Annotated in this window: 13 protein-coding genes; 5 read left to right on the top strand and 8 right to left on the bottom strand. The window is 35.3% G+C overall.

Annotation, left to right across the window (positions count from 1 at the left end; genetic code table 11):
• Nucleotides 1-149 precede the first annotated feature (149 nt).
• From ACJ2A9_RS05960 to motB, 4 genes are all read left to right on the top strand, one after another.
• Nucleotides 150-1,835: a methyl-accepting chemotaxis protein gene (locus ACJ2A9_RS05960; protein ID WP_441420700.1), complete on the top strand. Its 1,686-nt coding sequence runs from the start codon at nt 150-152 to the stop codon at nt 1,833-1,835.
• 426 nt (nt 1,836-2,261) lie between these two features.
• On the top strand, nt 2,262-2,723 hold the full coding sequence (locus ACJ2A9_RS05955; RefSeq protein ID WP_441420699.1) for a DUF3939 domain-containing protein: 462 nt from the start codon (nt 2,262-2,264) through the stop codon (nt 2,721-2,723).
• A 522-nt stretch (nt 2,724-3,245) separates the two neighbouring features.
• Complete coding sequence (gene motA / locus ACJ2A9_RS05950; RefSeq protein ID WP_441420698.1) at nt 3,246-4,046, top strand: flagellar motor stator protein MotA; 801 nt, start codon at nt 3,246-3,248, stop codon at nt 4,044-4,046.
• Nucleotides 4,039-4,815 (top strand): flagellar motor protein MotB, encoded by a 777-nt coding sequence (gene motB, locus ACJ2A9_RS05945; protein WP_441420697.1) that lies wholly within the window; start codon nt 4,039-4,041, stop codon nt 4,813-4,815. Before motA ends, motB begins: the two co-directional genes overlap by 8 nt.
• A gap of 74 nt (nt 4,816-4,889) precedes the next feature.
• Here the strand turns inward: motB and pssA are convergent, their stop codons facing one another.
• Nucleotides 4,890-5,429 carry a CDP-diacylglycerol--serine O-phosphatidyltransferase gene (pssA, locus tag ACJ2A9_RS05940; RefSeq protein ID WP_441420696.1) on the bottom strand — a complete coding sequence of 180 codons (540 nt, stop codon included), beginning with the start codon at nt 5,427-5,429 and terminating at the stop codon, nt 4,890-4,892.
• A 206-nt stretch (nt 5,430-5,635) separates the two neighbouring features.
• On the opposite strand from pssA, the gene ACJ2A9_RS05935 reads away from it, so the two are divergent.
• Entirely contained in the window at nt 5,636-6,418 is a 783-nt protein-coding gene (locus ACJ2A9_RS05935; RefSeq protein ID WP_441420695.1) for a phosphatidylserine decarboxylase, read from the top strand.
• A gap of 81 nt (nt 6,419-6,499) precedes the next feature.
• On the opposite strand, the gene ACJ2A9_RS05930 is transcribed toward ACJ2A9_RS05935, so the two are convergent.
• The 7 genes from ACJ2A9_RS05930 to ACJ2A9_RS05900 are packed head-to-tail and all read right to left on the bottom strand — an operon-like array spanning nt 6,500 to nt 12,260.
• The gene (locus ACJ2A9_RS05930) at nt 6,500-6,877 is read right to left on the bottom strand and encodes a Na+/H+ antiporter subunit G (RefSeq protein WP_441420694.1); all 378 of its coding nucleotides are present in this window, start codon (nt 6,875-6,877) and stop codon (nt 6,500-6,502) included.
• Entirely contained in the window at nt 6,855-7,139 is a 285-nt protein-coding gene (locus ACJ2A9_RS05925; protein ID WP_441420693.1) for a Na(+)/H(+) antiporter subunit F1, read from the bottom strand. The genes ACJ2A9_RS05930 and ACJ2A9_RS05925 overlap by 23 nt, the downstream gene beginning before the upstream one ends.
• Nucleotides 7,139-7,615, bottom strand: a complete 477-nt coding sequence (locus tag ACJ2A9_RS05920; protein ID WP_441420692.1) for a Na+/H+ antiporter subunit E — start codon at nt 7,613-7,615, stop codon at nt 7,139-7,141. The genes ACJ2A9_RS05925 and ACJ2A9_RS05920 overlap by 1 nt, the downstream gene beginning before the upstream one ends.
• A 5-nt stretch (nt 7,616-7,620) precedes the next feature.
• Complete coding sequence (locus tag ACJ2A9_RS05915) at nt 7,621-9,102, bottom strand: Na+/H+ antiporter subunit D (RefSeq protein ID WP_441420691.1); 1,482 nt, start codon at nt 9,100-9,102, stop codon at nt 7,621-7,623.
• Complete coding sequence (locus ACJ2A9_RS05910) at nt 9,095-9,436, bottom strand: Na(+)/H(+) antiporter subunit C (RefSeq protein ID WP_441420690.1); 342 nt, start codon at nt 9,434-9,436, stop codon at nt 9,095-9,097. The genes ACJ2A9_RS05915 and ACJ2A9_RS05910 overlap by 8 nt, the downstream gene beginning before the upstream one ends.
• The gene (locus ACJ2A9_RS05905) at nt 9,436-9,858 is read right to left on the bottom strand and encodes a Na(+)/H(+) antiporter subunit B (RefSeq protein WP_441420689.1); all 423 of its coding nucleotides are present in this window, start codon (nt 9,856-9,858) and stop codon (nt 9,436-9,438) included. Before ACJ2A9_RS05905 ends, ACJ2A9_RS05910 begins: the two co-directional genes overlap by 1 nt.
• On the bottom strand, nt 9,855-12,260 hold the full coding sequence (locus ACJ2A9_RS05900) for a Na+/H+ antiporter subunit A (RefSeq protein WP_441420688.1): 2,406 nt from the start codon (nt 12,258-12,260) through the stop codon (nt 9,855-9,857). The genes ACJ2A9_RS05905 and ACJ2A9_RS05900 overlap by 4 nt, the downstream gene beginning before the upstream one ends.
• Nucleotides 12,261-12,309: the final 49 nt, after the last annotated feature.

Below are 12,309 nucleotides of genomic sequence, written 5' to 3'. Positions count from 1 at the left end.
ATAGAATTGTTGAAAACGATGAAAGAATGTTCATTCAAGAAACTTAATAAATAGTATTATTAAAATCAAGGATTTCCACTTAGGTTAGCATGGTTGGATGACTGACTTACAAGGGGCGGCCGAGTACATTTAAATGCCTGGAGGTACTAATGAAACTAGCAGCAAAGTTAATTTTTTCATTCATGTTAATTGTATTGATTTTGATTTCACTAAGTTTTTATGCAATTTCGTCGTTATCAAGTATTAACGAAAATGGAGTGTCTATGTATGATGAACGTTTAGTGCCGATAAGTAATATTGGTAATCTAAGTCGTTTAGCAGAGAATACACGAGTTCAAATGCTAGAAGCTGGAAAATCACTTGACTCTACATTTACAGACCGTGCTGAGCAAAATATTACAGAGATTAATCAAATTATAGAAGAATATGACCAAGCATCTATGTCCCATACAGAAAGAGAGCTATTTGAAAGCTTTAAAGGAAATTGGAGTGACTATATTACCATTGTTAGAAATAATATTTCTTTAGTCCACGAAGGAAATGTTGAAGAATTACAAAAGGGTGTACAAGCAGCACAAACTCCTTTTCGGGAGGCAAGTATAAATCTGGGTGATTTATTAGAAATGAATAAACAAAGTGCGGAAAGTTTATTAGTGAAGAATCAGAATGTATTCGAAAAAACTAGGCTTTTATTAATTGTTGCAGTAGGAATTGGGATTGTCTTGGCGATTACAATTGGGCTAGTAATAAGCAGAATTATAGTGACACCAGTCAATGCAATAAAAGAGCAAGCAAACCGAGTTGCTGAAGGTGATTTAACGATCAGTGAAATGCCGGTGAAAAGTAAGGATGAACTTGGAGAACTTACGGTTTCGTTTAATAAGATGATAAAAGGTCTTCAATCAATTGTTCATACTGTAAGAACTTCTACAGATGATTTAGCTGCTGCTTCTCAAGAAATGGCAGCGTCCTCACAGGAGGTAACGGCTGGTATTGATGAAATGGCAACAAATACTCAACAAGTCGCTGAAGAAGCTGAAGTAGGAAATTTGAAAACTGTAGAAACCTCAAAAGTATTATTAGAGCTCTCATCACTCATTCAAATTGCCAAAGAGAAGGCTACATCAGCAACTAATAATTCAAAAACGACGCTGGATGCGGCTGTAAAAGGTAAAAGTACTGTTGAAGAGACAATTGCACGAATGGGTATAATTCGTGCAAAAACAATAGAAACTGAGCAGTTAATTTCTACATTAGATGATTATTCCAAAGAAATCGGTATCATTACAGAAACGATTACAGGGATTGCTAAGCAAACAAATTTACTTGCTTTAAATGCTGCGATTGAAGCTGCAAGGGCAGGTGAATCGGGCAAAGGATTTGCAGTTGTAGCCGATGAAGTTCGAAAGTTAGCAGAACAATCAAACCAAGGTGCTGGTAAAGTGGCTGATCTAGCGAGGAAAGTTACTACGAGTACTGCTGAAGCTGTTGAAGCTACACAATTTAGTCGACTAGAAGTTGAACAAGGGGTGACGATTGTGAGGAAATCCGGTGATGCGTTAGAGAGTATATTAACAGCTGTTAAGATGACGGTTGAAGATATTAGTCAAATAGAAGAAATAACTGACTCTGAGGTCGCCTCATCTGAACAAATAGTTGGTTTAATCCACTCATTAGCCACGATTATCGAGAATACGGCAGCAAGTGTAGAAGAAGTTTCCGCATCAACAGAAGAAGCCTCTGCGTCAATGGAAACGATCTCTTCGTGTGCAGAGGAAACAAGTGCGATGTCGAATGAACTTAAATCAGTAGTTGAAAGGTTTAAACTTAGTTAAAGGGTGAAAGAGTTCGTATTATGTAATTTCTAATCAAAGCTTGAAGTACTCCCTAATTATGGTTATAATGATGATGAGAATCACTTTCAATAAATTAGGGAGTGAGTATGATGTTATTTATACTTAGTTTCATAACAATTTTTGTTTATGTCATTGTTGGTATTTATATTTTTTGTGGTATTAGTGATGAGAAAACAGTTTCACTTGTTAATAAAGTAAAAAAAATGATTGGGCAATCTAAAAGTAATCAATACGATACAACTGATTCTTATTTAAAGTAGAGTAAGTAAAGTACTATGGATCAAAAATTGACAATCAACCTAAATGGTTGGAGATGTCAATTTTTTTTTTGATTCTTTCATGAAATGAATCAAAGAATAAAGTAAAATATAAAAAGGAAAAGACTAGGAGGGGGTGTTTGTTTTCATGTTTGATTGGTTTAATAAAAAGAAAAAGGAAGAGGTGCAATATCAGGAAATTGATGCTACAATCCATGATATTCGCAGTACGATAACACAGTGGGAAGAAAATGCACCCAAAGGGGTTTATAGATCTGTTTTAGTAAAAGAAGATAATAGTATTGATACAACGTTATTATTACCTTATTTGAAGGGGATTCCGAAAAAAAAATTTTTTATGTCCAAGGCTACCTATGAAACATTTGAAGAAGAAGAGAAAGAGATCCCAAAATACTTAGATATTGTTCAACAAGCAGTGGATAAATATATTTATATAGAAAATAAATTACCAGTCATCGATTTTGATCCTAATAATAGGCTAAACTACTTCCTTTTGATGAACAAAGGGTATTTAAAGGAAAAACCGCCATTAGATCTTTACCTTACTAATGAAGAAAATATGATTACTCACCGAAGAAAAGAGTGCTGATTTATTTAATCAGTACTCTTATTACCATACGTGGTTTGCACCCATTGAATCACACTTTTTTTATTGTTCTTTATTTGCTGATCCAAATACACACTTTCCATTTCATTTAAAATTTGTGAATATAGAGGCCTGGAGTAAATCCCAGTCTTTTTAAATCTGAACCTGTTAACAAACGAGGTATCGATTTACGTTTCTTCACATAAGCAATAAGTAAGGCTTCTTCCTGTTTTTTTAAATTTTTCATAACGATATAAGTAAGCAATGATTCATTACAATAGTCATTAAAAAGTTTATGAATCATACCTAATGAATGAGTCTGCTCTTCAGGGTAAGAGAAATGCATTAATGTTTCAATGAGGGTATTTTATCAAAAAATGTTGGCGGTCTTCATTAATAAATATGTCGATTTTTGTTCGTGAGTCAGGAAAAATTACTTATAAAGTCTTTCAATGTACTCAGAATTAGAATATGATAGGGAGGTAGATTTATATTAAAATTAGGAGAATAATAGTGGGGTAAATTATGGATAAGACATCAATTGTAGGAATCATCTTAGGAGTTTTAGCAATCCTTTTTGGAATGTTAGCTAAAGGGACAAGTTTAGGAGTTTTATTTAATTTGGCAGCCATTTTAATTATTTTTGCAGGAACTGCAGCAGCCATATTAATTGCCTTTCCAATGAAAGAAATTAAAAAAATACCACAGCTGTTTAAGATTATTATGACTGAGCAAAAAGTCACAGAAATAAAGGAAATCATTCCATTATTTGTTGATTTTGCGACAATTGCAAGAAAAGAAGGTTTATTAGCACTCGAAGATAAAGTTGATACAATTGAAGACTCGTTTCTTCGTCAAGGTATGAAAATGGTGTTGGATGGACAAGATCCAAATTACATTCGAGATACAATGGATGAAGAATTGATGGCAATGGAAGATCGTCATGCCAGTGGTGCTTTAATCTTTTCGCAAGCAGGGACTTATGCACCTACACTTGGAGTATTAGGGGCAGTCATAGGTTTAATTGCTGCACTTGGTAACTTGCAAGATATTGAAGCGCTAGGATATTCAATTGCCGCAGCCTTTGTGGCAACTCTTTTTGGTATTTTTAGTGGTTATGTATTATGGCACCCTTTTGCCAATAAGTTAAAAAGAAAATCTCAACAAGAAATTATGGTAAAACGAGTCATGATTGAAGGTGTATTATCTGTACAAGATGGTGTCGCTCCACGTGCGATAGAAGATAAGTTAATTGTGTATGTACCGTATAAAGAAAGAGAAAGTAGCAGAGCACAAGCTAAGCAAGGAGAGGGAGTAGATGCGTAGAAAGAAGAAGCATGATGAGCATATCGATGAATCTTGGTTAATTCCCTATGCTGACATTCTTACGCTACTCCTTGCTTTGTTTATTGTCCTTTTTGCAGCAAGTACAATTGACTCTATCAAATACCAACAAATTGTTGAGTCATTTGGTTCAAGCTTTGGTGGACAAGGATTGCTTGAAAATAACAGTATTGTTCCGGAAATAGAGAATTCTATTGTTACTGGTGAAAGGGAAAAAAATGAAAAACAAGACCGAAATGAATCAGAAGCTGCTCAAGAAGTAAAAGATCTTGAAGAGATACAAGAAAAAATAAACAATTACATTAATGATAATCATCTAGATTTACATTTGGAAACGAGTTTAACAAAAGAAGGACTGCGAATCACGATTTTGGATCTTGCTTTGTTTGATTCAGGTAGTGCCACGGTAAAGACAGAATCAAAACAATTAGCAGTTGAAATCTCTAAATTATTAGTAACAGACCCTCCTCGTAAAGTTTCTGTTGCTGGTCATACCGATAATGTTCCCATTTTTAATGAACAGTTTCGTTCAAATTGGGATTTAAGTGCAATGAGAGCAGTAAATTTTATGAAATTTATGCTTGATAATAAGGACTTAAACGCTGAGGATTTTAGTGCAACTGGCTATGGTGAATACCAACCAGTTGCCTCTAATGATTCGTCAGATGGCAGAGAAAAGAATCGGCGTGTAGAAGTACTGATCCTACCTAATTACAGCTTGGAGAATGAACAGGAAGTTCCAGAAATGTAAACCAACATTAAACCTTAACTAAGCTTAAAATAAAAAAGATCCCTATCATTTTTACAATGTGGGATCTTTTATAATTATACTTTCTTTACTTTAAACGTACTGATCATTAATAATGACATAATTAAGGTGATGAACATGAAGATATAGGCAGGAATTAAGCCAATTAGCAGGAAACTTACTGTCAAAATACATCCTCCAGCAGTAATTGGTAAACCGACAAAATAACCATTATGATTTGAGACATTGAATCGTGCAAGGCGAATGGCACCGCATGCAATAAAGATAATCGTAAAAATTGCTCCTGGCGTTCCGAATTCAACCAAAATACCTGAATAAAGTAATAATGCAGGTGCTACTCCAAATGAAATGAGATCACATAAAGAGTCTAACTGTTTTCCTAATTCGGACGTAATATTCATTTTTCGGGCGACAATTCCATCAAATCGGTCACATACAGCTGCCAAGCAAATTAACAATAAACCGGCTCTTAAATCATTTTGGATAATAAATAGAATCGCCAATGCCCCTAAGCTAAGATTCATAATTGTAAGCAAATTTGCTGTTTGGCTTTTTATTTTTTTAATTGTATGATCTATATGTTGTAATAAAAACATCGTTATCACTCCTTAGAATAAACTGACAAAAAGAGATGAGTGCATCATTATATATTATAATTATCTTTAGCAAATCATAAAGAATAACAAGCGGAAAATATTATATACTTCCTTAAAGTATAATTTTATCATAAATTTATTAAGTAGACTAGATATCTTTTACTTGATTATTTTACATATATTTGAAATTACCATGGAGGGTTTACATGAGAAAAGTTATTTACCGGTCGTTTGTTGAATTAAGCGGAAATCGAATTAATTCTTATTTATTAAAAAAGTTCACCAGTTCCCGTATAAGTCGCCATTTAAATAAGTCATTCGTAAAGGTATACAAAATTAATCAGCAAGAAATGGAAAAGCCAATTGAACATTATAAAAGCCTTCATGATCTATTTTGTCGACGTCTAAAAAGTGGCTCCAGAAAAATTGATAATGAACCTACAAATATTGTGAGTCCAGTCGATGGAGTACTAGCTGAGAGAGGAAAGATAACGGATGCATGCCAATTTTATGTTAAAGGGCAGCATTACAGCCTTCACGAGATGTTAGGTGATAAAAATAAAGCAGAAAGATACAGAGATGGTAACTATATGGTTTTATATTTAAGCCCGAGTCATTATCACCGTATTCATAGCCCTGTAAATGGAACAGTTCTCAAGCAATGGCAGTTAGGCCGAAAATCGTTTCCAGTAAATAAAACAGGATTAAAATATGGTAAACGGCCATTGTCTAGAAATTATCGCCTCATAACAGAGTTGCAATTTCATGATAAATGTCTTGCTATTGTAAAGGTTGGAGCTATGAATGTCAATAGTATTCACTCAACATTTACGGGAGATAATTTACATATTGGACAGGAAATGGCTTATTTTTCTTTTGGTTCAACAGTTGTATTATTGTTTGAGAAAGGGACAATTGCTTTTGATGAAGCTGTGCCAGTTCCTTCTGAAGTTAAAGTTGGAATGAAAATAGGATGTTATCAATTATGATACGTGTACTTACATGTATATGCGTTCTGATCTATTACAATGAATAAAAAACGAAAGCTCCACATAAGGAGCTTTCGTTTTTTATTTATCTACGCTTTGTTCTTTACGTTTATTATCAACTACTTTTTTTAAATCATCTTGAACACTCTTTTCCCAAAGAGGTACCTTGGAGTAATAAGCTGCTCTGGTAATTAAATGTCCCCCGACTGGTGCGGTTACAAATACGAAAAGGATACCGAGAAGTAACCTGGCACTGATGTAACCATCTTCAATCCAAAAGAATAAAAACGTTCCTAAGAGGATTGAGAGTACACCTAACGTTGCACTTTTTGTTGCTGCATGTGATCGTGTATAAATGTCTGGAAGACGAATTAGGCCGAATGCACTTAATACACTAAGAAATGCCCCTAACAGAATGAGTGCTGCAATGATTAATTTAACTATCTCGATCGCGCTCAATGACAACACCCTTTTCTATAAATTTGGCGAAAGCAACGGTTCCAATAAAAGCTAAAATACCGAGCAAGAGAATAACCTCTAGAAAAGCATAGGTTCTAAGTAGCATTGAAACAATTGCAACAATAGCAATTAAGTTAATACCAATTGTATCTAGGGCAATCACTCGATCCGGCATTGAAGGCCCCTTAATGACACGATAGAGTGAAGCAAGAATGGAGAGCGACAATATGATTGTAGCCCCAATTAAGATGGAATCAAACATTATCGGCTCACCTCCATAATTGCTTTTTCAAATGTTTCTTTTATTTGTCGAACAACTTCCTGTTTGTGAGGAATATCCATTGCATGTATATATAATACTTTATTATCCATTGAAACATCAACGGTAACCGTTCCAGGGGTTAATGTAATTAAGCAAGCGAGCGTTGTAATCTCCCAATCAGATTTCAGCTCAGTTGGATACGCAAACACTCCTGGTTTGATGTTCAGTTTTGGATCAAGAATTTGTTTAATTACAGTAACATTTGACAGAATAAGCTCCTTGAAGAAGATCATCACCAATTTAATAATGGCGAGAACCGTTACAAAATAAAAGTGGTGACTGAAAAAACGACGTAACACAAAAAGTATCCCTAGACCAAGTAAATATCCAAGTAAAAAGGTTACTGAGTCCCAACTATTCTGCAAAAACATCCAAACGAATGCGATTACAAGATTAATTATGATTTGATATGCCATATTATCTACTCCTTTAACACCGCTTGGATATAGGTAGAAGGATCCATTAGAGTCTCTGCAGCTTGCCATACATATGGGTAGAGCCATTCTGCACCTAAACCAAGTGCGATTGATATCATTAGTAAAAAGGCACAAGGATATAACAGACCTTTAGTTGTTCCTTTTTCTTCATCTTTACTAAGTTTTTGTTCGCGCCAAAAACCATTCATAAAGATTTTCATGACAGAGTAGAGAACAAGTAAACTAGAAAGTAAACCAATTGCTACAACCCAATAAAATCCACCTTCTAAACCTCCCTGAGTGATTAATAGCTTCCCGATAAAACCACTTAATGGCGGAACACCTGCTAATGCAAGAGCAGCAACAAAGAACATCCAGCCGAGTAGAGGGTGGTTTTTAATAAGTCCGCCCATCTCTTTGAGGTTGCTTGTCCCAGCAACAGTGATCATCGCTCCAGCTAATAAGAAAAGGAGTGCTTTAATAATCATATCATGAATAAGGTAATAAATGGCACCTGCAATTGCCGTAGTTGACAAAATTCCAACTGCAAACACAACAAAACCGACTCCGTAAACAATTGTATAGACTAAAATCGTCTTTACATTCCAGCTTGCCAGTGAACCAATGACACCTAGAATCATCGTAAAGGCTGCTAAAACAACAATTAATTGATGAGTGACACCTGTGTCATGGTAAAAAATAAGTGTAAATGTTCTAAAGATCGCATAAATTCCAACTTTGGTTAATAAGCCACCGAAAATGGCTGTAATAACTGCAGGTGGTGCGCTATATGAACCAGGTAACCAAAAGAAGAGTGGGAATATTGCTCCCTTGAGTCCAAATACAATTAAGAACAAGATGGCAACAACTGTAAGCTGTGGTCCTTGACCAGCTTCAGCAACGCGCACTGATAAGTCTGCCATATTTAATGTCCCGGTAATTGCGTATAGATAGGCAACTGCGACAATGAATAGTACTGATGAAACAATGTTTACTAAAATGTATTTTATTGATTCTCGAAGCTGTATTTTTGTACCGCCTAATACGATAAGGGCATACGATGCGATAAGCATAACCTCAAAGAATACAAACAGGTTGAAGAGGTCTCCGGTTAAGAATGCCCCGATAACACCTGTGATCAGGAATTGATAAAATGGATAGAAGTAATGTTTTTCACGATCTTTTCCAATCGATCGAAACGAAAAGAAAAGACAGGCTAAACTTACGATACTCGTCGTTAAAACAAGCAAAGCAGCAAACATATCAGCAACGAGCACAATTCCAAATGGCGGTTTCCAACTACCTAACTCAAGCGTTTGAATTCCAAGTGTTGAAACTTGATTTACTAACGATATTCCTATTCCAATTAAAACAAAAGATGCAATTGCACTGATCCATTTTTGAAGTGCAATTTGACGATTAAAGAATATAAGCAAAACCCCTGCGATTAACGGTATTAATATTGGTAAAATGACAAGGTTATTCATTATTATCAGTTCCCCTTAATTTATCCATATCATCGGTTCCCAGTACTTTGTATGCTCGGTAAGCAAGAACTAAGAAGAAAGAAGTAACCCCAAAACTAATAACAATCGCAGTAAGGATTAGTGCTTGTGGAAGAGGGTCTGTATAAAGTGCAGCTTCCTGTCCAAGAAGTGGTGCAGCCCCTCTTTTTAGTTCGGACATTGTTAGCAATAACAAATGTGCTCCATGGCTCAATAGGGCGGTCCCAATGATAATACGTAATAAACTTTTCGTGAGTATTAAATAGGTACCGACTGTAAACAACACGCCGACAACTAAAGACATTAATATTTCCATTATTCATCCTCCCCTATCGTTTGAATAATGGTTAGCGTCACTGCAATAACTACAAGATAAACACCAATATCGAATAAAAGTGCAGTCGCTAGTTCTGTTTTTCCTAATAACGGTAAATTGAAATAATCAAAGGTTTGGGTTAGAAACGGAACACCGAAAAAGAATGAACCTGCTCCGGTACCAACAGCAAAAACTAACCCGATTGCAATAATTTTTTTATAGTCAAACGGTAAAATTTTCTTTACTGTTTTCAAATCGAAAGCTAATAACAAAAGAACAATAGCTCCAGCAGTCATTAGCCCGCCAATAAACCCTCCACCTGGGTTATGGTGGCCAGCAAAGAAGACATAGACGGAAAAGGTTAGAATGATGAATGTTACAGCCTTTGTGACCGTCTGTAAGATGACATCATTAGTTCTCATCCTTCATTCCTCCCTGCTAAGCGTAATTTGATCATTGCAAAGATTCCAAGGGCAGCAATACCAAGGACGAGTACCTCAAGCATTGTATCAAAGCCTCGAAAATCAACAAGGATGACGTTAACCATATTTTTACCGCCGGCCTCTGCATAACTAGCCTCAACGAAATAATTTGAGATCGATTCAAATAATCGTGTTGAATGAGCAGAAATGGCAATAAGTGTAACAAGAGTACCTACACCTAATGAAATAACTGCATTTGTAAGACGGAAACGAACAGCTGAAATTTCTTTCTTAAGTTTCGGTAAGTGGTAGAAACATAATAAGAATAAAGCAACCGAAACCGTTTCGATTACGAGTTGAGTTAAGGCTAAATCGGGAGCTCTAAAAATTACAAAGAATAGAGCTAATGTATATCCAACTGCACCTAACGAAATAATCGCCGTAAGTCTAGACTTTGCAAACAAAATGGTTACCGTACCTATTACCATAACAAGTGACAAGATTGCCTCATATATACCTATTGGTGCTAAATCATTGGTATTTATAACAAAGGCATTTAGTGTAAATAAAGCTCCACCTAAAATGATAATGAAAAATGCAAAAATATAGACGAGGTAATTGCGAATAGAACCAGTCATATAAGCATTAGTAAGCTTATTTGAGCCACGCTCCATTGAGACAAGACCTTGGTCGTAAAAATGATTTAACGCTAATTTTTTAGGGAAGATATTGTAGAATCCTGACCATTTTCGTAACGTTAAAAATAATAGTGATCCAATAGCGATAACACCTATTGTCATTAATAATTCGGTATTAATCCCATGCCACATATAAATATTGACATAGAATTTCTCACCTGGTTCTAAAAGGTTTGGTAAGATTGAAGCCATTGCGGGCTCAATTAGGCTGTATGATAATAAATTAGGGAAGAAACCAAAAATAACAACTAATGAAGCTAAAACAATTGGAGGTATTAACATACCGATTGGTGCTTCATGTGGTTTTTTATCTAACTTTTCAGGCTGATATTTCCCAGTGAATGTTTTAAAGACAATCATCATACTGTATATAAATGTAAAAATACTTGCGATCCATGCTAGAACTGGGAATAACATGCCCCATGTTTCCATATTAAAAATATCCATCTGTGCAGCACGGATTACTCCAGTGAAAAACATTTCCTTACTCAAAAATCCATTAAATGGCGGTAGTCCAGCCATTGAAAATGTTCCAATGATAGCCAACGTAAAGGTAATTGGCATAAAACTCATTAATCCACCCAATTTTCGGATATCTCTTGTACCTGTTTCATGGTCAACGATCCCAACAACCATAAACAAACTTCCCTTAAATGTTGCATGATTAATAAGGTGGAAGATCGCAGCTAATGTTGCTGCAATATAAATGTTGTCATCTAAAAAGTCATAATGCAAGGCAGCAGATCCTAGACCTAATAAACACATGATTAATCCTAATTGACTTATGGTGGAGAAGGCCAATATCGCTTTAAGGTCGGTCTGTTTGACTGCAGTGAACGAGCCCCAAAACAACGTAACAATCCCGAAGCCTGCAATAAGCCAAAACCATTCCATTGCCCCAGCAAAGACTGGACTTAATCTAGCAACTAAGTAGATCCCTGCTTTAACCATTGTTGCAGAGTGTAAATATGCACTAACAGGTGTTGGCGCTTCCATTGCATCTGGAAGCCAGATGTGAAATGGAAATTGTGCAGACTTTGTGAAAGCACCAAGTAATACAAGCAATAAGGCAGGAATAAAGAGTACATCTGTTGCAATGATATCTGCTTGACCGATAATTTCTCTAATACTAAACGTTCCAGTTATGATAAAGAGAAGAATGAATCCGGCAAACATCGAAAAACCACCAAAAACGGTAATTAACATTGATTTTAAAGCACCATAACGTGATTTTTCTCTTTGATACCAATAAGCAATTAAAAGAAAGGAAGAAAGACTTGTGAATTCCCAAAATACATATAAAACAATCAAATTATCAGATAATACAACACCTAGCATTGCACCCATGAATAAAAGTAAATAAACATAGAAGTTATTTAACGCTTCCGTTTTATTAGAGAGATAGTAGATTGAGTACAGAACAACTAATGAGCCAATCCCACTAATTAGCAATGCAAATAATAGACCAAGTCCATCAACATAGACAGTGAAATCAATTCCTAAAGACGGAATCCATTGAACACTGTTGATGACGGTTTCCCCTCGACTATTTCCAGCAATAAACTGAACAAAGTATATAAATAAGACGACTGGAACAGCTAAAACAAACCAACCTGTATGTATTTGTCTGAAATATTTATATAGGAATGGAATAAATATGGCCATTATAAATGGTGCAAGTATAGCCCAATGTAACAAAGACAACGCTTTAACCTCCTTTTATGTAATAAATTTAGTTTCGTGTGCTAGATTA

The organism is Anaerobacillus sp. MEB173, assembly GCF_052119505.1.
Lineage (GTDB): Bacteria > Bacillota > Bacilli > Bacillales > JBJMAU01 > JBJMAU01.
Note: the sequence above shows the minus strand (reverse complement) of the source record. Positions and strands in the feature narration are given on the sequence as shown.

Bases quoted from the DNA above. Each gene is read 5' to 3' on its own strand.
- ACJ2A9_RS05960 (WP_441420700.1), top strand. From the start codon at position 150: ATGAAACTAGCAGCAAAGTTAATTTTTTCATTCATGTTAATTGTATTG.
- ACJ2A9_RS05955 (WP_441420699.1), top strand. From the start codon at position 2,262: ATGTTTGATTGGTTTAATAAAAAGAAAAAGGAAGAGGTGCAATATCAG.
- motA (WP_441420698.1), top strand. From the start codon at position 3,246: ATGGATAAGACATCAATTGTAGGAATCATCTTAGGAGTTTTAGCAATC.
- motB (WP_441420697.1), top strand. From the start codon at position 4,039: ATGCGTAGAAAGAAGAAGCATGATGAGCATATCGATGAATCTTGGTTA.
- pssA (WP_441420696.1), bottom strand. From the start codon at position 5,429: ATGTTTTTATTACAACATATAGATCATACAATTAAAAAAATAAAAAGC.
- ACJ2A9_RS05935 (WP_441420695.1), top strand. From the start codon at position 5,636: ATGAGAAAAGTTATTTACCGGTCGTTTGTTGAATTAAGCGGAAATCGA.
- ACJ2A9_RS05925 (WP_441420693.1), bottom strand. From the start codon at position 7,139: ATGTTTGATTCCATCTTAATTGGGGCTACAATCATATTGTCGCTCTCC.
- ACJ2A9_RS05920 (WP_441420692.1), bottom strand. From the start codon at position 7,615: ATGGCATATCAAATCATAATTAATCTTGTAATCGCATTCGTTTGGATG.
- ACJ2A9_RS05915 (WP_441420691.1), bottom strand. From the start codon at position 9,102: ATGAATAACCTTGTCATTTTACCAATATTAATACCGTTAATCGCAGGG.
- ACJ2A9_RS05910 (WP_441420690.1), bottom strand. From the start codon at position 9,436: ATGGAAATATTAATGTCTTTAGTTGTCGGCGTGTTGTTTACAGTCGGT.
- ACJ2A9_RS05905 (WP_441420689.1), bottom strand. From the start codon at position 9,858: ATGAGAACTAATGATGTCATCTTACAGACGGTCACAAAGGCTGTAACA.